Genomic DNA, 22,772 nt, shown 5'->3' with positions numbered 1-22,772 from the left:
TCATTGAAGTTTCCGGCATTTCCAGCGGTCCTAAAAAGAGGTACCTTTTTCAGAATAATGAGTACAACTCCATTCGACATAATAATTGCATGTAATTAATATTTGGTTGTGGTATAGTAAAGGCAGAATAAACGTACAATGCAAAGAGAGCCGTGCGACCAACACGACTCTCCGTTTGCAACAGCCGCTTTTAAGGGCGGCGGCATGGTAATAGGTTTAGGCAGAAATAGACCGTCTCCTTTCACCAGGGCGGTCTATTTCTTTTTGAGGTAATTCAGCAGAGCAATAATGAACATGCCGAACATGAACATTAAAGACAACGCTTGATAAACCTCCATTGGCCTCACCTCCCTTCCGGGAGATTAGCCGACCGCCCTTTTAAGCCTTCTATTGCTTCTGCGATTATATCATGATAGCTCGCTCTTGGATAGATTACGAAAAGTTGTCTTCTTGATCCATAAAAAAACAGAAACTGCCTATTCTTCCAGCCTCGTTAGCCCCATAACATGAACCTCCCAATCATCCATCAAAGAAATCCCGAATATATGATGATGCTATCCTATTTATTGCACAAAAAAAGGGAGTGCCCCAGCAGCCATTTTTCATGACGTTCAGGACACCCCCTAGGGAGGAAAATATTTAATTAAGAGATCAGTAGTAGCTTACGCTCTATTTCAAAGCCTTCCATACCCAGTTCTCAACCTCTGGCAAATCAATACCTTCTTCACGGATGTAGTGATTGTGTTTCTTCACCATAGCATCCATTTCATCCGCGATTGCCTTATGCTTGTCGGCATCCGGCAGGCTCAGTACGACTTCCTTCGTCAGGTCGAAACGGTCCATCTGATTCAGTACACGCATATCAAATGGTGTGGTGATATCGCCGTTCTCACGGTAGCCATGCACATGCAGATTGTGATTATGGCGGTCAAAGAACAGGTCTTTGATCAGACCCTCATAGCCATGGAATGCGAAAATAACTGGTTTATCTTTTGTGAAAAATTGATCAAACTCTTCGTCAGACAATCCGCGAGGGTCCAGCTTCTGGCTTCTCAGCTTCAAGAGATCAACCACGTTGATGTAACGGATCTTCAGGTTAGGCAATTTTTCATGAAGAATAGAGATGGCAGCCAAGCTCTCCATAGTAGGCTCCGTACCGGACGAAGCAATAACTACATCAGGCTCTCCACCCTTATCGGTGCTTGCCCAGTCAATAATCTTCAGACCTTTATCCACCAGCTCTTGCGCTTCATCAGCCGAGAACCATTGCGGACGCGGATGTTTGGACGACACAATCAGGTTGATCTTTTGACGGTCATTCAGGATTTTATCAAAAACAGCAAGCAGGGAGTTAGCATCAGCCGGCAGGTATTCACGGATAAATTCCGGCTTCTTATCAGCCAAGTGACCGAGCAAGCCTGGATCTTGGTGAGTGTAGCCATTATGGTCCTGCTGGAACACTGTTGATGTTGCAATAACGTTCAAGGACGGGATATCTGCACGCCAGCTTTGATCTGTCGCTTTGCGCAGCCATTTGAAGTGCTGAGTGATCATCGAGTCTACCACACGCAGGAATGCTTCATAGCTTGCAAAGAAACCATGACGGCCTGTTAATACGTAACCTTCCAGGAAGCCTTCCGCTTGATGCTCGGATAACTGCGAATCAATAACCCGGCCATAAGGAGCGAGGAATTCATCGTGTGGTTCCTTGATTTCATCCATCCATTGGCGTTTGGTCACTTCAAACACAGGACCCAGGCGGTTCGACATTGTTTCATCCGGTCCAAAAATTCTGAAGTTCCGGTTGTCTTCATTGAGCGTTACAACCTCTTTCAGGTATTTGCCCAGTACAGCCATATCTTGTGCAATCACTTGACCAGGAACAGAGTTATCCAGCACATAGTTGCGGAAATTCGGTTTGTGCAGGTCTTTAATCAGGTTGCCGGCGTTGGTCACAGGATTCATGCCCATACGTCTGTCGCCTGAAGGCAGGATTTCAGCCAGATCAGCGTTCAAACGGCCGTTCGCATCGAACAATTCCTCAGGTTTGTAGCTGTTCAGCCATTCAAGCAATGCTGGTGCGTTCTTCATATTTTTCTGATCTACTGGAATCGGAACCTGGTGAGCACGGAAGGAGCCTTCGTTCGGCACTTTATCCCATTCTTTAGGACCGGTCCAGCCTTTAGGAGAACGGAAAACAAGCATTGGCCATAATGGACGGGTAGCATCATTGTTCTCACGCGCATTCTTTTGAATTGCTGTAATCTTCTCGATGATAACATCCAGAGCCTTCGCCATTTCCGGGTGCATGAAATCAGGGTCTTCGCCTTCAACAAAGAACGGTTCCCAGCCCATACCTGTAAAATACGCGGTTAACTCTTCTCTTGACTTACGGGACAGGATTGTTGGGTTGCTGATCTTGAAGCCGTTCAAATGCAGAATCGGCAATACCGCACCATCCGTAATTGGATTGATGAACCGGTTAGAGAACCAGGAAGCAGCCAGCGGTCCGGTTTCAGCTTCACCATCACCCACCACAACTGCCGAGATCAGATCCGGATTATCCAGAATCGCGCCAACGCTGTGTGACAGGGAGTAACCAAGTTCTCCACCTTCATGGATAGATCCTGGAGTTTCAGGAGCAGCATGGGACGCTACGCCGCCGGGGAAGGAGAATTGCTTGAACAATTTTTTCAGACCAGGGATATCCTGAGTAATTTCCGGGTAAATCTCAGTGTAGCTTCCGTCAAGATACGAGTTCGATACCATAACCTGACCGCCGTGGCCTGGACCTTCAATATAGAACATATTCAAATCATATTTGGTAATTACGCGATTCAGATGCGCATAAATAAAGTTCTGGCCGGGAATTGTACCCCAGTGTCCAATCGGTTTTACTTTTACATCTGCATCCTTCAAAGGTTCGCGTAACAACGGGTTATCCTTCAAGTAGAGCTGTCCCACGGAGATGTAGTTCGTTGCGCGCCAGTATGCGTCCAGCTTTTCTAAATACGTTTTGGATGAGTAATCCACCGGTGCAGTTGACAATCCCATTTCAATCCACTCCCTGATCATTTTCTTCGATTTCTGAACCTAACTAATTCTACAAGTACATCATACCTCTGCATTCGCGAAATTCAATCTTTTTAACAATTGATACGGTCCAATTTTGTGAAATTTTGAACATAGTATGAAAATCGTTGCATATCCTCTGTAAAAAAGCTTTCTTTTTTGGAAAAATGTAAATATATGCTATGAAATTTCAGGGTTAGCAAAAACAAAAAAAGACCGGGGAAAAATCCCCGGCCTTATCGTTAGATCATCAATGCACAGAAACAAATGTATTAAATTTGAGATACTTGTAGTGGAACCGCATATGCGAGAATTCGAAAGGCGTACCATTATCCAAAAAGAAAATCCCTTCCATTATGCCAACAGGCTCATTCTCCTGCAGATGGAGCAGCTCCTGATCATTGGCCCCCGAAGGCTCGGCAAAAATAGATAAAAAGGACTTGGTGACCGCCAGATTACGCGACTCCTCCAAATAATGAAAGATCGAACCTTCGATAATCGTCTGGTCCAGATTTTGCACGATTTTAATCGGAATATAGCCGGTCTCAATCATAAAGGGCTCATCATCGAACAAGCGCAGGCGCACGATTTTGTATACAAAGTCATGGGGCTGCAAGAACAAATCCCGCTGCAGCTCTTCCGTAGGCCGGATGACCTCGAAATTCAGCACTTTGACCTTGGGCTTTTTGCCATCCATCTGGAAATTGTCGGTAACCCCCAGATTGGAGCCCTCGTAGTTGAAGATGGATTCATTCTTTATGTATAACGGGTTAATGAAGGTTCCCGAACCGCGTTTCTTGAAGATAATTCCGTAGTTCTCCATCTTGGTCAGCGCCCGCTTGATCGTGCTGCGGCTAACTTCATAAGTTTCACTAAGACTGCGCTCATCCGGCAATCTCATATCCGCGAACTGCCCCGCAAAAATCTTCATTTTGAGGTCATCAATAATTTGCTTATAGACAAACTGTGTCATGGGGTACTCCTTTATCAGGTCGGCCATTGAGTTTCAACTTTAAATATATCATATTCGTGGGAGGGATAACACAAAGATTCTCCACTGCCGCTTAATAAATATTAAGCTGAATGACCTGAGCCTTCCGTGTAGGAAATTATTTACAGGATTAGCATACGACTTAAATCGTGGTTTAAGTCTACAGAGAATTAAAATTTCTATTTTATTGTTTTCGTGGACCTGTATTCATCAAAAAGACACCCCGAAAGGTGTCTTCGCAGCTACTATATATGGAGCCGGGTGTGAATGGGCAGGCCACAATTCGCCGTCATCTTGCTAAACATTTGTAAGCTTCAATACCTTCATCAATTGGTACAATAGCAATGCACTTTCTTGACGTTGCGTTTTCTTACCCGTCTGGAATAGGAATGGACTGTTCGACGGTAAGATTTCATTCTCCAAAGCAATAACATAATAAGGTTTTGCCCAATCCGGCAATTTATCGGGGAACACTGTCGAAGAGGTTTTATTTACAGCCGTGTCCGTTTCGGCATATTTTAGAGCGTTAACCAGCATAACAACCATCTCTTGATGCGTAATTTCTTGATCCGGACGGAAAGTACCATCCGAAAAGCCGTTAATCAGACCAACGTCAACCGCTGCATTTACCTGCTGTGCATACCACGCTCCAATCTTAACATCCTTAAAGTTTTTAGAAGCCTGCAGTTTCGGTAAAATACCTAAAGCACGATTGAGCATGGCGGCAAACTCAGCACGTGTTACAACTGATTCCGCCTTGAAGCTTCCGTCAGCATAGCCATTAATTACACTTCGGTTCGCTAAGGCCAAGATACTCTCTCTATACGGATTGCTGTTGTTCAAATCATTAAACTGGACATGACTCTGAACAACGGTATATACAGAATTCCCCTTACGCTTCATGGTCACCTGCAGAATTCCATCCTTCCATTCCCATGTGGTCGGAACCGGGACGTAGGTCTTTGTGACCGGATCATAGGTTAAGCCAGTATAGACGGTGTTTGCATCTTGAGTTACATTGAAATTCAGCACATGACCGACATAATCAGTGAAATTGGTAAGAATGTGATCCTGGCCGCTTCCAGTCAGCTTAACCTCATACTCCACAGGACCTCCCAATGGGACACTGGTAGAGCTACTCAATTGAGTAGTTAGTTTAGCCGTGTAGTCGTTTGCTGCTTGGGCAATCGTAATGATGATTTTCTGCTCCGAACCGCTGTACCCGGAAACAGCCAAGAACAAGGAATTCACAGGAAGCTGAAGCTTACCTGATGTTGATTCCAGAATAAGTACTGCGTCTTTCGAATTATTATTAATACTTGTTATAGAATTTAAGTCTATTTGGAATAAACTACTTTGAGTTGCTGTTTTTTCATCAGCCTTGATTATAATTACTGGATTTTTCTTGAATTCAGGATTGTTTATTGTCTTTGAAATAAATTCAGTTCCTACATCTGTCAAAGACGAATGGGTTCCATCTGTGTTTTCTTTGATCGTGGTCACTATATTAGCATTATCAGTAGAGACAGCACCGACGGTTCCTCCACCGCCACTGGTTCCTCCGCCACTACCAGTTCCTCCGCCGCCACCGGTTCCTGCTCCGCCACCAGTTCCTCCGTTACTACCATCGGTAACAGAAGGTACAACGACTAAAGTCCCCATACTTTCAATTCTATTGGCTGTTTGCCGGGTTATACGGAGTTTATCCCCCGGATTTCCAATGTTATTAATAGTAATCGTAATTGTAGCCTTATTCGGCTCAACGATCCCGTAACCCATTAAACGCGTTAGCCGCTCATTGTAAACACGAATAATGTCTCCGGCCACCAGATCATTCACGACAACGTTATCCGCATCCAGTTGGTATTTGTGTATAATAATGGACGATGCCGGGATATCTGGAGTTACTTTATCTTCAAATACTGCTCTGCTATAGAGTGGAGATTTGAAATCATCATTTTCCATGAATATACCCAATCCCAGAGCTTCCTTAGGCACAACCTTATCGGAAATAGTAAGGGTATAACTCTTTTGACCACCATTCATAACAGCGATCGCATCTCCAAACGAACCTTTTTCATCAATAAAATACAATGTATAGCGGGTACCTGGCAGTTCAGCTATTCCAGCTTTCCATGTCACTGTACCCGAAAATGTGCTGACATCTGGATTCATATCTGTCACCGATAAGTCAACAGGAAGATAATTCGGCGCATCATAAATTGGAGCCGTGGTATGAACATCAAGCGGTCTCTCACTACTATAAATATCATTACGAACAACGGGATACACCCCAATGCTTACTGTCCCTTCAGGTAGAAGCGATTGTGATATTTCATAAACGAAGAGTGAACCCGTTGATAGATCTAGTCTCTGGAAGATCCCCGCTCGCTTAAGTTTATTTCCATTCTGATCAAGAAAATAAGCAGCATAACCCTTAATCCCCTCCTGATCGGCTGGTGGTTCAAAGGACAAATACCCGTCGATTGTGCCGGAGGTCATATCTTCATCCACGAAAACGGCATTAGAAGGTTGGCGCGCCTCATTCATAATGCTCTGCATCTCTTCAAAGCTATGAAATTTATATAACCGATTATCAGATGATATAAAAATAGAATTATCTGGATCTACATATGCATGTTGGGTATACATTAACAAATCATAGCTTTTTGTAAAACTCTCTCTGTCATATACGGCACCATTACCGAACACGAGATTGCCACGTGAGTAAATAATATTTTGCGGATAAGTCCCGTATAGATTGGATATTTGATTCGCTTCGTACCTGCGGCTCCCATAGTACAGATTGTTGTTATCAAGAACGATTTTTGGATCATAATAGCCAATTTCTATATCATTTTTTTCAATTAGATTGAAGTTTTGGCTGTTATATCTATAGAGGGAGAAGCTATCTCCGCCATAGAGAATCTCTTGATCCGGATCTAACACGTAGCTGTTAGAATGACTGATTCCCGATTCTTTTTCATTGTAAACTGCGTCTGCAACAGTGGTGTAGACAGCTGATGTCACACTGATACCTGCACCATATAACCCGCCATTATACAAAATCCGATTATTATTATCAGGAAAGACATCAAGCGGATAGTTCTTCGTGGTAATTCTGGTAGATCCCGCTTCTGATGGAATACCGTCTTGCAAATCCAGAATATTGATGCGGTTTTCACCCTTAAAAATGATATAAGCCTTATTATTGAAGATTTTGATTCTACTTGGGCTAGATCCAATGAACATTTTCTTTACTACACTCATATCGTCCTTATGGATAACAACAAGCTCATTTGTGTCTGCCACAATTGCATAGATATAATGAGAATTGTCCGTAGTGGCCCAGTCTGTAATCGTCTTATCGCTTCGGACCGAATAAGAATCCGTCGTAAAGACAGAAGTTGTCCTTTGAGGTACAGAAAGGTCGATTCGAGTGATTTTTTTGGCGTCATCAAACCAATTCTCAATACCTGCAACATACGCATGTCCTTTTGAATCGAGCAAGGCGAACCGTTTTTTAGTAGGGAATTCAACCAGTTGCATATAAGTATTTTTATCGTATACCCCTGCCGTAGTTAAAACATAATCATCTGATATATCCAATATTACCGATTCAAGATAGGAATAATCGTTACTACTTCTTGAGTAAGTGCCTGTGGTTTCCGTTAAATTCTGCTTATTAAACTGATGCCCCCCAAAATATACGGATTTTTCATCAATAAGTATATGTTTGAGTGATACTGAAGCCCCTCCAATTTCCATATTATCATAGGGATCCTGACTGAGTATTGCTCCGGTTTCAGCATCTATAGCCGCTATTCCAGCACTAGAAGACAATCCACCGGCGTAAAGTATATTGGATGGCTCATCAATCGCCAAAGCCCCATCATATAAAAAATTTCTGAATAATAAGCTGCTCGTTTGAGTAACTTTGTCATATGTATAAACCCCGTCGCTAGTCCCATAGAATAGATGATTGGAAGCAGCAGCTACCGAGTCAGGTACCCCATTTGTAATAATTGTATCCGAAATCTGTTGGGTTGAGAGGTTAACCGTTTTGATCATTGACGCTCCGGAAAGTGCAATTTGCAGAGACTGCCCATCTCGCGCCAGATAAGACGGGTTATAACCTACATTCAACGTTTTTTCGATTTTAAGATCACTAAGCCGGATGAAATAAAGATTACTATCCATACTGGAGATTGCATAGATATAACCCGCATCTTCATCCAACACCCAGTCTGTTAAATTAGTCGGGAGAGAGAGTTCTAGAGACGTCGTTGATGAATCTGCATTGGCGGCCGGGACTACACCCCCTAATGAATTAAATAATAATAGCAATGATACCACTAGCATTAGAATAATCTTCCCTTTTTTCATGAACTGCTCCCCTTATATTTTCTCGTATTTCTACCAATCAAATAATACTATACGATTCCAATATTTTCTACGACTTATTTGGGATGATTGACCTCTTGACTTATTATTCAAATGAGCTTCATTAATGAATCGAATTTGTTGGAATAAGAAACATCAAGCATCAGCCTGATTGCATAATAACAGCATCCAGCAGCTCCCTGATCTTCTGCTCCTCCGCGCTTTCGTTGGTTTTGAATCTTTTCAGTACTAATCCGTATTTTGTGAAAATAGCATTTTTCATCAGATCACGCTTAATTTGTTCCGGTTTATCCTCATGAAACTTAAACCCGTCCACCTCAATGGCAAGCGCCGCTGTCCGATCCAGCTTATGATAAATGACAAAATCAACAGAAGCATTATTCTTGATATACCGCCGTTCCTGGTCTTCCAATCTATCTAAATTCTTAAACAGGTTCTTAAGAAGAACCTGATTGCCCAGCGTAAATCCGCTATAAGCCGGTTTCTGCAAAAGTTCCGTAAGTAAAGCCAGCATGATATTCTCCGATTTGTATTTAGATATGTTGAATCCCCTAACCCTCTCTCTAAATACACGAAGCTTATCCGAATATTCCTTGTACAACAAATCAAATACGGACACAATTTCACTCTCCACCACATTGTTATCCAGTGTGCTGTACTCCATGTAACGCGTGAGGTCACCAATTTCATTATCATATTTCCGAAATAAGGCATGATCCGTTACCAGAATGAACTTCTTCTGAGCACGGGAGACTGCCACATTAACCTTGCAGGGATCATTCACAAATTTCATGCCTATTTTGCCGGAGCGGGTCTGATCCAGCACTGTAGACATAATCATAATGGACTTCTCCCGGCCTTGATATTTATGTATCGTGTCGCTCTCGATATCGTCGGTGAACTGTCCTGCTGCCTTCTCCACCTGCTTGCGGTAAGGAGTGACGAAGCCAATATCTGATTGCCCAGCCGCCACTTCCTCCCAGCCCGCAAGAATCTCCCCTTCAATGACATCCAGCTCCCGCTGATTGAACTTGCCTTTCTTTTCTCCCCGAGTAACTTCCCGCAGGTGATTGCCCGGAGCAGTCCTGTAAATCAGCAGTGGAACATCCGTGTCTTCTTCAGCTGTAAAAGTGATTAGATCACCGTCATAATATTTCTGATTGCAGAACTGAATGATTTTGGGATGACAGCGGTAATGCTCTTTAAGCATCACCTTGGGAATATCATCACCGTATAGGGCAAGCATGGACGACAGCAGATTATGCTGAAAATAACTATATGCTTCGTCAATACCAATTGATGCAGCATTTCCAACCACCTGCTCAATCTCCATACTCACAATTTGCGGCAGCTGCTTGGTATCACCAACAATGATCGCCCGCTTACAGCAGGATAGCGCAAGTGCGCCTGTCACCAGATCCACTTGTGAAGACTCGTCAATAATGACATAGTCAAACAGAACATTGGCCGGGACACAGTTGCGCAAAGAATGAGTCGTGCTCAGTACAATCGGATAATAATCGATGAAGGAATTGAAGTTTTTGCTCTGCCTATAATCTTTTGCATTACATTGCACCCGGGGGAGATCACGATACTTCTCATACAACTTATGACGAAAAAGCTGCGCCGAACACTGCTGGTGCTCTTCCAGTAGAGGCTGATACGACGCAGACTGCAACTCTTGTTCAATCTCGTCAATACGGCCTGATAGCTCTGCAATCCGCAGAATATAGAACTTCCGCTGAACATTCAGAATCACATCTGCCCCCTGTTCCTTCAAGTACTTAAGCTCGGTGAACCCATGTTTGACAAAAAGCTTGAACTTATACACGAGGCCATTTTCTTTGCCTTTCCTTACCGCAAGGTGGCTATCCTTCATGAACTCCAGCATCCGCTCCGGCGTCTCACGATAGTAAGACAACTTCTCCAAAGGCTCAACATCCTGTTTCGCATAATAGTTTTCAAAATGCTTTTGCTCCAGCACATACGCCGATAGCTGTTGCTTCAAGCGTGCCTTCTCCACGTCCAGCTCCATCAGCCGGGTAATACGTCCATCCAGTTCCTGTACCTTAGACAGTAGCTCCGTTTCAGACAGCTCACTTTCCCAGCCGGAGACCTCGGCAACAGGCAGGTTCGCAAAGAAGCTTTCCTTATTCTCTTTATTCCCAAGCGCCGCGACCAGAAAAGGATAACCCTCCGCCTCCAGCTTGTCGCGTACATTCTGCACCGCCGCATTGTTGCCTGAGACCACAGCCACCTTCTTCTGCTGCATCACAACCAGATTAGCCAATATATTGAGAATGGTTTGGGTTTTACCTGTACCCGGCGGCCCTTCAATGATACTGATCTTACTGCGCAAGGCTTGATCCAGGGCCGTCTTCTGGCTCAGGTTGTACTTGAACGGAAAGATAGGTTTGGATTCGACAGAAATATCTGCATTTACCGGGGAACCATTCACATAGTGGCTCAGTACACTCTCCGGGTGTACAAAGCTGAGCTTGGCGAACTCCCGCTTCAGAAAAGCCTCCATCTCCGGCTGCTCTTCTCCGCTCTCAATATGCCCGGAAATGGCACGCCAATACTCTATGACCTTCAGCGCATCAGAGGTCTTCACTCCGCTGCTCTCGATTCGGACATGCTCCGCTTCATACACCCGATTGGTTCCATCCTTAAAAAACACACGAATTCGAGGCCCAAAATCCAGCACTCGCTTAACATTGCTCAGAGGGTTATCCCGATGGAAGACCGCTTGTTCTTTAGTAATTACTGTAATAACAGGGTTGTTGAGGATCATTACATCACTTGCATAGTAATGGTAGGGATTAGAAGAACTGCGATAAGTCACCTGTATATTTGCGCCCAACTGTTCATATGATGTGATTTCCGAGGTGCGGTCTTTGTTTTTAACAACAATCAGATATCTCTCTTCGTCCATGGCTATTCCTTCTGCGTTTGAGTATTTGGAATTAATATGTAGGGAATTCGGTAGATTGTAAGGATATTCCTGCATTAGGAGTGGAGTTGGTCGAATAGATAAGCGAAAAAGACACCGTGGTTGGTGTCTTGAGGGGAATGCATATGTAAGAAAGCTATTTCGGAAACCTTAAAGATCTAGGTTTCCACTACTCTTAATCATCGACTAGAACTTCAATCATATCGTTAAAATTGCAGAAGCCTTAAATATCCAGGATATACGGGAGATAATTGATTTGGTTGATACTGAAAAAGATTGAGGCTTAGGAACGTTTGATATTTAAAGCAATACTATTTTCTAACAAAAAAATAAAAAAAATCATCCTTAAGACACTCTTTCAACGTCCCCTCCACTTCTTCTAAGTTAAGAGATCAACAGAAAAAGACCTGTATCCATGTAATTACATAGACACAAGCCTTGAACCTATCTTCTTTGGTGCTGTAAGCATAGCAACCAAGAACAACCCCTCATATGAAAAAAGACACCCCATCTTAAGTCTGAACTCCCTTCAAGTGAAACAGGTTTTTATTATTTCACCTGTCTACTTTATGGGGAGCATATGATAACGGGGGCCCCTAATTTTTTTATTTCTTCAGAATTTTTATCTAATGCTCCACTGGAATAGGGTCGAGAGGTTAACTCCGGATTGACCATTACTTTCCCACAGGCAGTTCAGTGCCTTTTTTCCAAATTAAAATCGGATTATCCAGAGGACCGTAATAAATGGCTGTAATCCTCACGTCCTTTCCGTGTTTCGTCTTCCTTAAGCCCTCAGGATTGATATAAAACTCACCGTTGAGGAACCCCCAATCTTCTACTGCAATTTTCTTCGATTTGATGAGGGGACGGACGGGGGTAATATAATAGCTTCCATCATCATGAGCATTCCAGTTCACCTGTTTGACGGTGTAACCATCGTTAATTTGAAAACGAAAGGCGATTTCGCCATTTGCTCTAATTCTTATATTAGAGACTTTTAAATGATCAGTAGGAACAGGGATTATGTCCCAGCGGAAAAGGCCCAAATAACCAAGCACCAATATCCCGGATACAGAAACAGCCACAATTAACCCTTTCACAAACGCTGCCGCTTGGGCACGATTCCATATCCTTTTAATCCTTTTCAGCCCGCTTCCCTCCAGTTTATTCTGCTCCATAGCTTGAATGGGCAAGCTGAGGTTTGATTTGATCTGGTCCAGAGAAGATTGGCAGTGTTCACACTCCATGAGATGCTCCTCCACCAGTTCCTTAGTGGCCGTGCTGCATATACCGTCGTAGTACAGCGGCAGCAAGTCTTGAATGACGTCGCATGAAATTCGGGTCATTATTCATCCTCCAGTAAAAGATTCTGTAGTTTCAGCCTGGCCCGGTGATAGGTCACCCTTGCCCAGCTTTCGGTTCGGCCAAAAATCTGGCTGATATGATCAAATGACAGCTCCCCAAATACCCTGAGCATAAATACTTCCTTATATGGCTCGTCCAATGCGTGCAGAACCTTATGAACATTCAGAGCCTCGGTCTTGTCGATAAGTTTTTGCTCCAGATTATCTCCATCGGCCTCCTCACGCTCATGGATCGAAACGAACCGCTGCCGCTTGTTAATATAGGTGAAGTAGGTATTCTTCGCAATCTGACATAGCCAGACGCTGATTTTACTGTCTCCCCTGAATTGTTCAATTTGCTGCAGCGCCTTAAAGAAGGTTTCCTGCGTAATTTCCTCAGCAATCTGCTCATTCTGGCTTAACGACAGCACAAATACATAAACATCACGGAAATAGTGATCGTAAACTTCCTTTAACTCGTCTAGTCCCCCCAAAGATTCACCACCTTACATCTATAAGACTGGCTAAATAAAGAAACGTTACATTATTCATATTAATAAATTCCTATACAGTAAAAAAAGCGCCTTTTATGGCACTCTCTTCAAACGCTACTCTTAATCATCGACTAAAATTTCTATCATCATCGCCGCCCCGGTTTTGAAGCCACAAATAAACGCAGCCGTCATCTCCATTCGAACATTAAATTGATATCCTTTTCTGGGCAATTAATTAATTCGGGCTAGTTTAATAGCAAAAAAGATGTATATAATAAGTGTAATTGAATATAATTAAAATAAGCGAAAAGTACTGATGTAATCGTATTTTTCAGTGTAAAAAGGTGGTGTAATAAATGACTTATGTATTTGCTTATGAGCACTTCGATACTACAGAAGAACGTCTAGTCTATAAACCCAATCTCAATCTTTTTGATTATGAAATAAACCAACTTATCCTAGAGGCAGAGCGAAATATAGGGGCATTAGCTAGACTTGGATTAAAAAGCCATCCATTAAAACCCACAATCCTGCGTAACTCTTTAGTTAGAACAGCTCATTTCACAACTAAAATTGAACAGAATAAACTGGAATACAAAGAAGTAGAGCAACTCTATCAAAGCTATAAGAGAAACCCACTTACTATAAAACAAAAGGCACAATTAGAAGTTAAGAACGTCTTTGAAACCTATGAGTATATCTACAGTTTAGATCCAAACAACGATTTTTCGGACATGGACGAATCTGTATTAAAAAAAATTCAACACACTTTAATGAAAGACTTAACCGGTTATCCAGAAGGTTATAGAAATATACCTGTAGCACTTCAAGATGGTGATGGGCATGTTAGTTATCAACCTCCTGCATTTAATGAAGTCCCACGACTTATGCAAGCCTACTTTTCCTGGCTATACACTAGTGTTACTGGATTTATAACCCCCTATGAAACGGAGAAAATAAATTTCGACAAGAAAGTGCATCCCCTAATTATTTCTGGGGTCACCCATCATTTAATAGGCTATATCCACCCGTTTCCTGACGGTAATGGAAGAACAGCTCGGGCATTCTCAACTTTGGTTGGCTTAATTCATTCCGACCTCGCTACAATCAAGGATGCATTTAGTGTTGAAGAATTCTTCGATAAAAGAATCGAGGATTATTACGACACGCTTATGACTGCAACCCAAGGTGACCTACAACCTTTCATTATATTTTATCTTGAATGTGTTAATGCATCTCTTACCAAAGTTCTCAAAGAACTCCAACGTTACGATAGAATAAAACATATTCGTGAGTTTTTGGGAAGAGGGCATGCTAAGACAATGTTCGAGTTGATTAGCAGGATGGAAGACGGCGAGATATTTCATAGACAATTGTTTGACGATATCCTAGAAGCCTCACCCTCAAGTATTGCAAAAAACATTTCAAAACTTAAAGATTTGGGTGTTATAAAACCAAATCATAGCCGAGGAGAATATATCGTCTGTATCGCGGATTGAGTCAATGTGCATACATCAACATTTAGAGCACTGTTTCTCTGGGGAGAACAGTGCTCTAAAAAGCATTTGTACCTTAATCCGCTTCCCGACTATTAAATAATAAATGGAGGCGGCAGCCTTTTTAGCCTCTGTGACTACACGTTGATCGGCCTTTATCTATCCCGTCGAATGGAACGCCAATCCACCAGACTATCCGGTTCCCTCGTCACTTCCTCCGCACGATATTGGCATATGCCAACAATCAATATTCCAGTTACGGAAAACCCTTACCCAGCTTTCGGTAGCCTCGGTCTTGTCGATAAGTTTTTGCTCCAGATTATCTCCATCGGCCTCCTCACGCTCATGGATCGAAGCAAACCACCGCTTTATGTTGTGTAATTCCTCTCTAGGCTTATCCGTATTTTTATCTTTAATGGACTAACAAACAATCAAATAAACAAATTATTAATATGATACATGGAGGTTCCAACAACCCCGTCCCTATTTTAGTTCTAGTATTCTATGACTTCAGTAAAGGAGGGATCAACTTAATGGCAGTATTATCAACCGGACCTATTGAGAATAGCCCTGTTGGCGGGATCAGATTGATCCAGCAGGTTACCGTTAAAGTCATTAATCGAGATCCAGTCAATTCTTCAATTATTTTAATTCAAGGCTACTTTTTAAACGCTTCAAGAAACTTGTATGTATTGGAGGAATTTACTGTAGCCCCTAATGCAGTTATTACAAAAAATTATGGGGCAGATTTCAATGCATATGAATTTGTTTTTACCACAAGCGGTCCTGCTGAAGAAAATACTGATATTTCGGTTTGGGGAAAAAACGGGAGCGGGGCAATTCTTAGCGTCCAGCGTATTGTTGCGGATGAGCAACTAGAGTCTTAAAAATCAACGTATGTGCAGAGACAAATCCATAATCTTCTCACATGGTTGAGACATAGACTAAAGGGGACTGAATTTTGCGAAAAAGGAGGGAATATCTTAATGGCAGTATTATCAACCGGACCAATTGCAAATGATCCTGTTAGTGGAGTCAGACCCACCCAAACGGTCACCATTAAAATTGATAACCGCGATTCTGTAAATTCTTCTACTGTTTTGATCGAGGGTTACAATTTAACCAGCAACAGAGCTTTATATGTGCAAGAATTAGTAATGGTTGGAGCAAATGCGGTTTTGACCAGGAACTATTTTGCAAATTTAAATGCATTTGAATTTGTGTTCACCACAAGCGGACCAGCAGAGGATCAAACTCAAATTTCTGTTTGGGGTAAAGATGCATTGGGGCAATTGGTGCCTGCTCATCGATTAGTATCTGAAGAACTTTTAGGAGCATATTATGGAGGCATTCAAGGACCTCAAGGACCTCAGGGTCAAGGACCTCAGGGCGTTCAAGGACCTCAAGGCGTTCAAGGGCCTCAGGGCGTTCAAGGACCTCAGGGTCAAGGACCTCAAGGCGTTCAAGGACCTCAGGGGGTTCAAGGACCTCTGGGCGTTCAAGGACCTCAGGGCGTTCAGGGACCTCAAGGCGTTCTAGGATCTCAAGGCGACCAAGGGCCGCAAGGCGTTCTAGGGTCTCAAGGCGTCCAAGGATCTCAAGGCGTTCAAGGACCTCAGGGCGTTCAAGGACCTCAGGGTGGCCAAGGACCTCAAAGTGTTCAAGGACCTCAGGGTGTTCAAGGACCTCAGGGCGACCAAGGATCTCAAGGCGTTCAAGGACCTCAGGGCGACCAAGGACCTCAAGGCGTTCAAGGACCTCAGGGCGACCAAGGACCTCAGGGTGACCAAGGACCTCAGGGTGTTCAAGGACCTCAAGGTGTTCAAGGACCTCAGGGTGACCAAGGACCTCAAGGCGTTCAAGGACCTCAAGGCGTTCAAGGACCTCAAGGTGTTCAAGGACCTCAGGGCGACCAAGGACCTCAAGGCGTTCAAGGGCCTCAGGGTGACCAAGGACCTCAGGGCGTTCAAGGACCTCAGGGTGTTCAAGGACCTCAAGGTGACCAAGGACCTCAGGGTGACCAAGGACCTCAGGGTGACCAAGGACCTCAAGGCGTTCAAGGATCTCTGGGCGTTCAAGGACCTCAAGGCGACCAAGGACCTCAAGGTGTTCAAGGACCTCAAGGCGTTCAAGGACCTCAAGGTGTTCAAGGACCTCAGGGCGACCAAGGACCTCAAGGCGTTCAAGGGCCTCAGGGTGACCAAGGACCTCAGGGCGTTCAAGGACCTCAGGGTGTTCAAGGACCTCAAGGTGACCAAGGACCTCAGGGTGACCAAGGACCTCAGGGTGACCAAGGACCTCAGGGCATTCAAGGACCTCAGGGTGACCAAGGACCTCAGGGTGTTCAAGGACCTCAAGGCGACCAAGGACCTCAGGGCGACCAAGGACCTCAAGGCGTTCAAGGACCTCAAGGCGACCAAGGACCTCAAGGTGTTCAAGGACCTCAGGGTGACCAAGGACCTCAGGGCGTTCAAGGACCTCAGGGTGACCAAGGACCTCAAGGTGTTCAAGGACCTCAAGGCGTCCAAGGACCTCTGGGCGTTCAAGGACCTCAGGGTGACCAAGGACCTCTGGGCGTTCAAGGACCTCAAGGCGTCCAAGGACCTCAAGGCGTCCAAGGACCTCAGGGTGACCAAGGACCTCAGGGTGACCAAGGACCTCAAGGTAACCAAGGACCTCAAGGCGTCCAAGGACCTCAAGGTAACCAAGGACCTTAAGGCATTTTATAACCTTAAGATTAAGGCATATGTATCTTCAGATGACTCAAAGGTTACTTATAACCTTTGGGTCTTTTTTTGTCGCATGAACGCTCTGAAAATAAAAAACCTGTGTCGAAGCCCCTTAGAAATAACCCCGGAGCTCCCACACAGGTACTTAAAAATCCGATTTACGGCATTACAACCACCTTTTCTTTACAGGATGCAATAAATTTTGCATATTCTATACAGGTTTCTAACGAATCATTGGGCTCCATTGGCCACCATCGTATTGCGCCCATAGGAGCCACGGAGGCGTAAGCTTCAATTACTGCGGGAATACGGCCTACGACCACAATTTCCATGTCACTAAAGTTATTTTCAATTCCCTTTTGCAGACTCTTTAATAATTGGGTATTCTCTTGTTCAGGACAGGAGTAGGAAATAGGGAACAATATCGACACTCTGGAAGCATCTTCTTGAATAACATGAGCAGATTTCCGGGCAGGATCATTTGCAGGAGTCTCCCATATACGGCTATAAGGCAATTGCTCCGGTAAACCAAGCTCCTTCAATCTCAAATAAATTCTTTGATGATAGCATCTGTTTAGCTCTCTCACAAGAATCTGAATCTGCTTGTTTCTTAGGAATGTGGTGTTGTTTCCATTTTCATTACGGTATTGGATATATAGCAAATCGGGAATAGCTGCAATTTTAGTACAAAGAAATGTCCGAACCAGCATATCATAATCATCTGCTACCAGCAGTTCATCACGATGCCCGCCTATCAGATGATAACAGTCCCTCGTCCACGCACGCGGATGATTGGGCAATCCTACCAGGTGACGAATGGTTTTCTCATTAATGGTTGTATGTCTTTGTGCATTTTGCCATCTGTTCATTGAATGCAGCCATACCCGGTAATGAATGCTGTAACCAAAACCACAATCCCAACCATACCAGTGAGCATTATTGCTCCCTACGTACACCTCAGTACAGTCCCCATAAACAAAGCCGCAGTCCGGGTTTTGTTGAAACGCCTTGACGATTTTCTCCAGGCAGTCAGGAGTTAACTCATCATCGTGATCGACCTCTACTAGAATTTCCCCAGTACATAGCCCTGCTGCGTACCTTTTGATTGCCCCTATATAACCATTGCGGGAATCCTGGCGATATCTCCGTACACGGTGGTCATCCAGCGGGAGTAAATATTGCTTGTATGTCTCATCTTCATCACCAGAATCATCAACAATTACCCATTCCCAATTCTTGTAGGTCTGCTTCAATAAGGATTGATAAGGCCGCTGTATTTTTTCTGCTGATCTGTAACTGGCAGTGAACACCGATATTAAAGGAGTGTTTGAAGAAAACTGAGCTCGAGGAACAGGCCTATTCTCCGGAAGCGGGTCCGTTGCTTTGAGCCAGCAGAACAATAAATTAACAGGCTGGATTTCATTTGGTGATTGGAAGTGTACCCAGCGTTTTTTTTCGTGAGCAGGCAGCGATATAAGGGTTGGAAATTCTCCCCACTCCTCTCCCAAAGAAACATAAACCCGAGGCTCCGGGCAGCTATTGTCTGGTATTAGATTACCCGGTTCATACAGCTTCACTGTGATGTGGCTTTCTTCCAACCGGTCTATCAATTCTTTTAAATCTTCCTTTAAAATATTGCCCGATACAAATAGATGAGTGGTCAGTAGTGGAATGAAATTTGGCGACATGAGCATTCTCCTTTACTTGTTCCGTAATAAATTTTCTCCATTTTCTTATCAACATTTTATTTCCCAGTAGTATATATATGTATGTGTTGTATGTATTCGCGTGATTAGAAAGGTGGAGTAACTTGGATTACCCATTAGTAAGCATAGTTATCCCTGCATATAACCGCCCTCATACACTAAAAATCGCCATCGACAGCGCATTGGAACAAACGTACCCGAATATTGAAATTATCATCTGTGATGACAGCACAACTAATGAAGTACAGGAAATGATTGATCCTTATTTACATTCGTTTCCCCACATCCAATATCATAAAAATGAGAAGAATCTTTTTCTTGAAAATTGGCACAAATGTTTCGACTTAGCCTCAGGGGAATTTATCAATTACTTGATGGATGATGACATATTTCACAAAGAAAAAATAGAAAAGATGATCTACTTTTTTCAAAATTTCGAGAATATCACACTTGTTACCTCTTATCGCCAAACCATAAATGAAGCAGGGACCTTCATCCCACCGTTCTATGCAACGAAAAAGCTGTACGAAGAAATAAGAATCATGGACGGAAAAGCGCTCGCAAACATTGCGTTAACCCGGTGTTTAAATGTGATTGGTGAACCAACGACAGTGTTGTTTAAAAAAACAGATCTTACGGATCGGTTTGGAATATATAAAGGGAAGCAATACTCTCTTCTTAATGATTTAGCTGCCTGGCTGACTTTGCTATCCAAAGGAAAAGCCGTTTATATTCCTGAAGCACTAAGCTATTTCCGAATCCATCCTAATCAAAATAATCAAACACTTGGGCAAAATGCTTTCACTCAATGGTTAGATATTATGATTGACTCAAGAGATGACGGATTTCTTGAATCCGATGATTTGTTTAAAACCGCACTCCATTCCTATCACGAACGCATAAAGGGACATGAGTATTTTGCTGCAGATATCAAGCGAATTGAAATGATGCTAAGAACGTTAGACTGAACATCCGAGCCTTATTAATCACATGTGGAGAAGGAGGCTAGATCGTGTTTGACATTCCCTTCTTGCGACCTCATTTGGTGAGAAAAGAACACTTTATCTCCTATTTCGAGAAAATAGAAGCGACCCGGATTTACTCCAATTATGGTCCCCTAAATAACCTGTTCGAAGAGCGCGTCGTTAACCAAATATTTGATGGAACCGGCTCAGCAGTAACCGTTCATAACGCTACCGTCGGTCTCATGCTGGCGATTTCTCAAAGCAAGCGTCCCAAAGGCAAATATGCGGTTATGCCAAGCTTTACTTTTGCAGCCACCCCGCTTGCTGCTGAGTGGTGCGGACTGGAGCCGTACTTCCTTGACATTGAACCGGAGACCTGGCAAATGAATCGTGAGCAATTGGAACATACAGTAAAGCTGCTGGGGGATGATATTGCGGTAATCGTTCCTTATGCCACCTTCGGCACCGCAATTGATTTATCCATATACAATTCGCTGCTGCAGCAAGGAATTCCGGTAGTCATCGACGCCGCTGCCAGTTTTGGAACGATAACTGCGGAAGCAGCCACACATTTTGGCAAAGGCTTTGGAGGAGCCGTAGTGTTCAGCTTTCATGCCACCAAATCTTTTGGTATTGGAGAGGGCGGACTGGTCTATAGTGCGGATCAGGAGCTCATCAAGCGAATTCGTCAGGCAGGGAATTTTGGTTTCTCAAGCAGCAGGGAGTCTGTCCTGCAAGGTCTGAACAGTAAGATCCCCGAATATACCGCCGCTATCGCTTTAGCCTCTCTCGATCAATTCAAGGCTGTACAGGAGAACAGAAAGACTATCTACGAATATTATCTTACAGAGCTGCTCCAAGCAGGTTTATTAGAACAAGGATGGTCGATACAAAAACTGCAAGGATCGGTTGTTCATCAATTTATATCTATCCTCAGTTCAGATTCTCACAGCAATCGGGAAGTTATTGAGTTATTAGCCTCTAATTCCATTGAAGCCAGAACCTACTTTTCCCCGGCATGCCATCAGCAGAAGCAGTTTCAGCGTTATCCCCATGCTACTCTTCATGTTACCGAATATATTGCAGAGCATATTGTCAGCTTACCCTTGTGGGAGGAGCTCGATGAGCTTACCGTTGAGCGGATTGTGAAAGTTCTAGGGAGCTTGGGAAGAGAAAAAACCAAATGAGAAAAATCGTTATTTGGGGATCGGGCGGACACGCCAGAGAGATTAACTGGTTATGTGAAGAGCTGGGAGTTCAAGTGGCAGGTTTTTTAGACGAACGGCCGGAGATGAAAGGTCAGGTTGTAGATGGTGTTCCCGTACTGGGAATTTTGACTGATATTGTAGCGTTAAAAAATGAGGTTGAGCTCATATGCGCAGGGGTAGGCGACCCGGCATTAAAGAAGCGATTCACTTATAATACCATCCAGTCAGGATTTCATATCGCCTCCCCTCTAATACACCCCCATGTTCGTTTCTCGCAAAGAAATATCATCGGAGTGGGAAGCATGGTCTTTGAAGGGGCCATCCTGTCTGGCAATATTAAGATCGGAGATCATGTAATCATCAATCGGAGTGTCAGCATCAGTCATGATGCGGTTATTGGTAATTATGTGACCATAGCCCCTGGTGTGAATCTGGCAGGCAATGTAACTATTAGTGACGGAGCCTATATTGGCATCGGCGCTTCGGTGCGGGAGAAACGTCACATCGGTTGTTGGTCTATAGTCGGTGGGGGAGCTTTTGTCAAAGATGATATCCCCGACTTTACCCTGGCTGCCGGTGTACCTGCAGTCGTAAAAAAACGCTTTTAATGTTCTCTGAACATTTACACTGAAAAAAAGACACCTCTTTGGGTGTCTTTTACTAGCTGTGTTAATGTGCGCCTAAAATCTCTTTTGCCATTCGAATGGTCTCTTCATCCGGTGGCTTGGTATGGAGAAGAGGGTATTCAATACCAAGCTGTTCGTACTTGTACTTTCCCATTTCGTGATAGGGCAGGATTTCAACGCGCTCTACATTATGCAAGGTCTTGATAAAGTCAGCCAGCTTCCGAAGATCAGCTTCATCATCGGACAAGCCGGGAACAAGGACATGCCGGATCCAGACCGGAATATTAGCCTCCGAGAGAAAACGGGCAAATTCGAGAATATGATCGTTGGGCTTGCCCGTTAAGCTGAGATGCTTTTGCGGATCGATGTGCTTTAAATCAAGCAGCACGAGGTCGGTATACTGCATCAACTGCTGCAGCGTCTCGAAGAAATGGCCGTGCCGGGTGAAGCAACCGCCTGAAGAATCGATGGCGGTATGAACACCGAGTCCCTGCTTCAATTCCTGGAACAGAGTCAGCAAAAAATCGGCCTGCAATAAAGGCTCCCCGCCGCTCACCGTCACTCCGCCCCTGGAATACTGCAGGAAAGGGAGATACCCGCGAATTTCTTCAACCAATTCCTGAACGGTTACGATCCGGCCTTTCCCAATCGTCCAGGTATCCGGGTTGTGGCAATACTGGCAGCGCAGTAAGCATCCCTGCATAAAAACAACGAACCGGATACCGGGTCCATCTACCATACCGGATGTTTCAATGGAATGAATGCGGCCTTGATGCTGCTCCATC

General features: G+C 43.9%; 16 protein-coding genes. 7 read left to right on the top strand and 9 right to left on the bottom strand.

Annotation, left to right across the window (positions count from 1 at the left end; all coding sequences use genetic code 11):
* Positions 1 to 254: 254 nt before the first annotated feature.
* From ACX1DY_RS26350 to ACX1DY_RS26320, 7 genes are all read right to left on the bottom strand, one after another.
* Complete coding sequence (locus ACX1DY_RS26350; protein WP_229521449.1) at positions 255 to 305, bottom strand: hypothetical protein; 51 nt, start codon at positions 303 to 305, stop codon at positions 255 to 257.
* A 364-nt stretch (positions 306 to 669) separates the two neighbouring features.
* Positions 670 to 3,054 carry a phosphoketolase family protein gene (locus ACX1DY_RS26345; RefSeq protein ID WP_458967147.1) on the bottom strand — a complete coding sequence of 795 codons (2,385 nt, stop codon included), beginning with the start codon at positions 3,052 to 3,054 and terminating at the stop codon, positions 670 to 672.
* Positions 3,055 to 3,322: 268 nt separating this feature from the next.
* The gene (locus ACX1DY_RS26340; protein WP_458967146.1) at positions 3,323 to 4,045 is read right to left on the bottom strand and encodes a GntR family transcriptional regulator; all 723 of its coding nucleotides are present in this window, start codon (positions 4,043 to 4,045) and stop codon (positions 3,323 to 3,325) included.
* 315 nt (positions 4,046 to 4,360) lie between these two features.
* Positions 4,361 to 8,449 (bottom strand): S-layer homology domain-containing protein, encoded by a 4,089-nt coding sequence (locus ACX1DY_RS26335; protein ID WP_458967145.1) that lies wholly within the window; start codon positions 8,447 to 8,449, stop codon positions 4,361 to 4,363.
* Between the two features lie 160 nt (positions 8,450 to 8,609).
* Complete coding sequence (locus ACX1DY_RS26330) at positions 8,610 to 11,402, bottom strand: AAA domain-containing protein (protein ID WP_458967144.1); 2,793 nt, start codon at positions 11,400 to 11,402, stop codon at positions 8,610 to 8,612.
* 692 nt (positions 11,403 to 12,094) lie between these two features.
* Complete coding sequence (locus ACX1DY_RS26325) at positions 12,095 to 12,766, bottom strand: zf-HC2 domain-containing protein (protein ID WP_458967143.1); 672 nt, start codon at positions 12,764 to 12,766, stop codon at positions 12,095 to 12,097.
* A complete protein-coding gene (locus tag ACX1DY_RS26320) occupies positions 12,766 to 13,257 on the bottom strand; it encodes an RNA polymerase sigma factor (protein WP_458967142.1) in 492 nt (163 codons plus the stop codon). The genes ACX1DY_RS26325 and ACX1DY_RS26320 overlap by 1 nt, the downstream gene beginning before the upstream one ends.
* Before the next feature lie 356 nt (positions 13,258 to 13,613).
* Here ACX1DY_RS26320 and ACX1DY_RS26315 point away from each other — a divergent pair, with 356 nt between their 5' ends.
* The 4 genes from ACX1DY_RS26315 (at position 13,614) to ACX1DY_RS26300 (ending at position 17,681) form a co-directional block, all read left to right on the top strand.
* Positions 13,614 to 14,756 carry a Fic family protein gene (locus ACX1DY_RS26315; protein WP_458967141.1) on the top strand — a complete coding sequence of 381 codons (1,143 nt, stop codon included), beginning with the start codon at positions 13,614 to 13,616 and terminating at the stop codon, positions 14,754 to 14,756.
* A 530-nt stretch (positions 14,757 to 15,286) separates the two neighbouring features.
* Complete coding sequence (locus ACX1DY_RS26310) at positions 15,287 to 15,640, top strand: hypothetical protein (RefSeq protein ID WP_458967140.1); 354 nt, start codon at positions 15,287 to 15,289, stop codon at positions 15,638 to 15,640.
* 454 nt (positions 15,641 to 16,094) lie between these two features.
* Positions 16,095 to 16,292: a hypothetical protein gene (locus tag ACX1DY_RS26305; RefSeq protein ID WP_458967139.1), complete on the top strand. Its 198-nt coding sequence runs from the start codon at positions 16,095 to 16,097 to the stop codon at positions 16,290 to 16,292.
* Positions 16,293 to 16,391: 99 nt separating this feature from the next.
* Positions 16,392 to 17,681 carry a hypothetical protein gene (locus tag ACX1DY_RS26300; RefSeq protein WP_458967138.1) on the top strand — a complete coding sequence of 430 codons (1,290 nt, stop codon included), beginning with the start codon at positions 16,392 to 16,394 and terminating at the stop codon, positions 17,679 to 17,681.
* Here the strand turns inward: ACX1DY_RS26300 and ACX1DY_RS26295 are convergent.
* Positions 17,641 to 19,170 carry a glycosyltransferase gene (locus ACX1DY_RS26295; protein ID WP_458967137.1) on the bottom strand — a complete coding sequence of 510 codons (1,530 nt, stop codon included), beginning with the start codon at positions 19,168 to 19,170 and terminating at the stop codon, positions 17,641 to 17,643. The two genes, ACX1DY_RS26300 and ACX1DY_RS26295, sit on opposite strands and share 41 nt — an antisense overlap.
* 122 nt (positions 19,171 to 19,292) lie before the next feature.
* Here ACX1DY_RS26295 and ACX1DY_RS26290 point away from each other — a divergent pair, with 122 nt between their 5' ends.
* The 3 genes from ACX1DY_RS26290 to ACX1DY_RS26280 are packed head-to-tail and all read left to right on the top strand — an operon-like array spanning position 19,293 to position 21,969.
* Entirely contained in the window at positions 19,293 to 20,156 is an 864-nt protein-coding gene (locus ACX1DY_RS26290; RefSeq protein WP_458967136.1) for a glycosyltransferase family 2 protein, read from the top strand.
* Positions 20,157 to 20,200: 44 nt separating this feature from the next.
* A complete protein-coding gene (locus ACX1DY_RS26285) occupies positions 20,201 to 21,340 on the top strand; it encodes a DegT/DnrJ/EryC1/StrS family aminotransferase (RefSeq protein WP_458967135.1) in 1,140 nt (379 codons plus the stop codon).
* Positions 21,337 to 21,969: an acetyltransferase gene (locus tag ACX1DY_RS26280; RefSeq protein WP_458967134.1), complete on the top strand. Its 633-nt coding sequence runs from the start codon at positions 21,337 to 21,339 to the stop codon at positions 21,967 to 21,969. Before ACX1DY_RS26285 ends, ACX1DY_RS26280 begins: the two co-directional genes overlap by 4 nt.
* Before the next feature lie 61 nt (positions 21,970 to 22,030).
* Here the strand turns inward: ACX1DY_RS26280 and pflA are convergent, their stop codons facing one another.
* Positions 22,031 to 22,771, bottom strand: coding sequence for a pyruvate formate-lyase-activating protein (pflA, locus tag ACX1DY_RS26275; protein ID WP_458967133.1), 741 nt, complete (start codon positions 22,769 to 22,771; stop codon positions 22,031 to 22,033).
* Position 22,772: the final 1 nt, after the last annotated feature.

The sequence above is a fragment of the Paenibacillus sp. BAC0078 genome, assembly GCF_054483875.1.
Note: the sequence above shows the minus strand (reverse complement) of the source record. Positions and strands in the feature narration are given on the sequence as shown.

Excerpts from the sequence above, each read along its gene's own strand:
- ACX1DY_RS26345 (WP_458967147.1), bottom strand. The coding sequence starts at position 3,054 with ATGGGATTGTCAACTGCACCGGTGGATTACTCATCCAAAACGTATTTA.
- ACX1DY_RS26340 (WP_458967146.1), bottom strand. The coding sequence starts at position 4,045 with ATGACACAGTTTGTCTATAAGCAAATTATTGATGACCTCAAAATGAAG.
- ACX1DY_RS26335 (WP_458967145.1), bottom strand. The coding sequence starts at position 8,449 with ATGAAAAAAGGGAAGATTATTCTAATGCTAGTGGTATCATTGCTATTA.
- ACX1DY_RS26330 (WP_458967144.1), bottom strand. The coding sequence starts at position 11,402 with ATGGACGAAGAGAGATATCTGATTGTTGTTAAAAACAAAGACCGCACC.
- ACX1DY_RS26325 (WP_458967143.1), bottom strand. The coding sequence starts at position 12,766 with ATGACCCGAATTTCATGCGACGTCATTCAAGACTTGCTGCCGCTGTAC.
- ACX1DY_RS26315 (WP_458967141.1), top strand. The coding sequence starts at position 13,614 with ATGACTTATGTATTTGCTTATGAGCACTTCGATACTACAGAAGAACGT.
- ACX1DY_RS26310 (WP_458967140.1), top strand. The coding sequence starts at position 15,287 with ATGGCAGTATTATCAACCGGACCTATTGAGAATAGCCCTGTTGGCGGG.
- ACX1DY_RS26305 (WP_458967139.1), top strand. The coding sequence starts at position 16,095 with ATGGAGGCATTCAAGGACCTCAAGGACCTCAGGGTCAAGGACCTCAGG.
- ACX1DY_RS26295 (WP_458967137.1), bottom strand. The coding sequence starts at position 19,170 with ATGTCGCCAAATTTCATTCCACTACTGACCACTCATCTATTTGTATCG.
- ACX1DY_RS26280 (WP_458967134.1), top strand. The coding sequence starts at position 21,337 with ATGAGAAAAATCGTTATTTGGGGATCGGGCGGACACGCCAGAGAGATT.
- pflA (WP_458967133.1), bottom strand. The coding sequence starts at position 22,771 with ATGGAGCAGCATCAAGGCCGCATTCATTCCATTGAAACATCCGGTATG.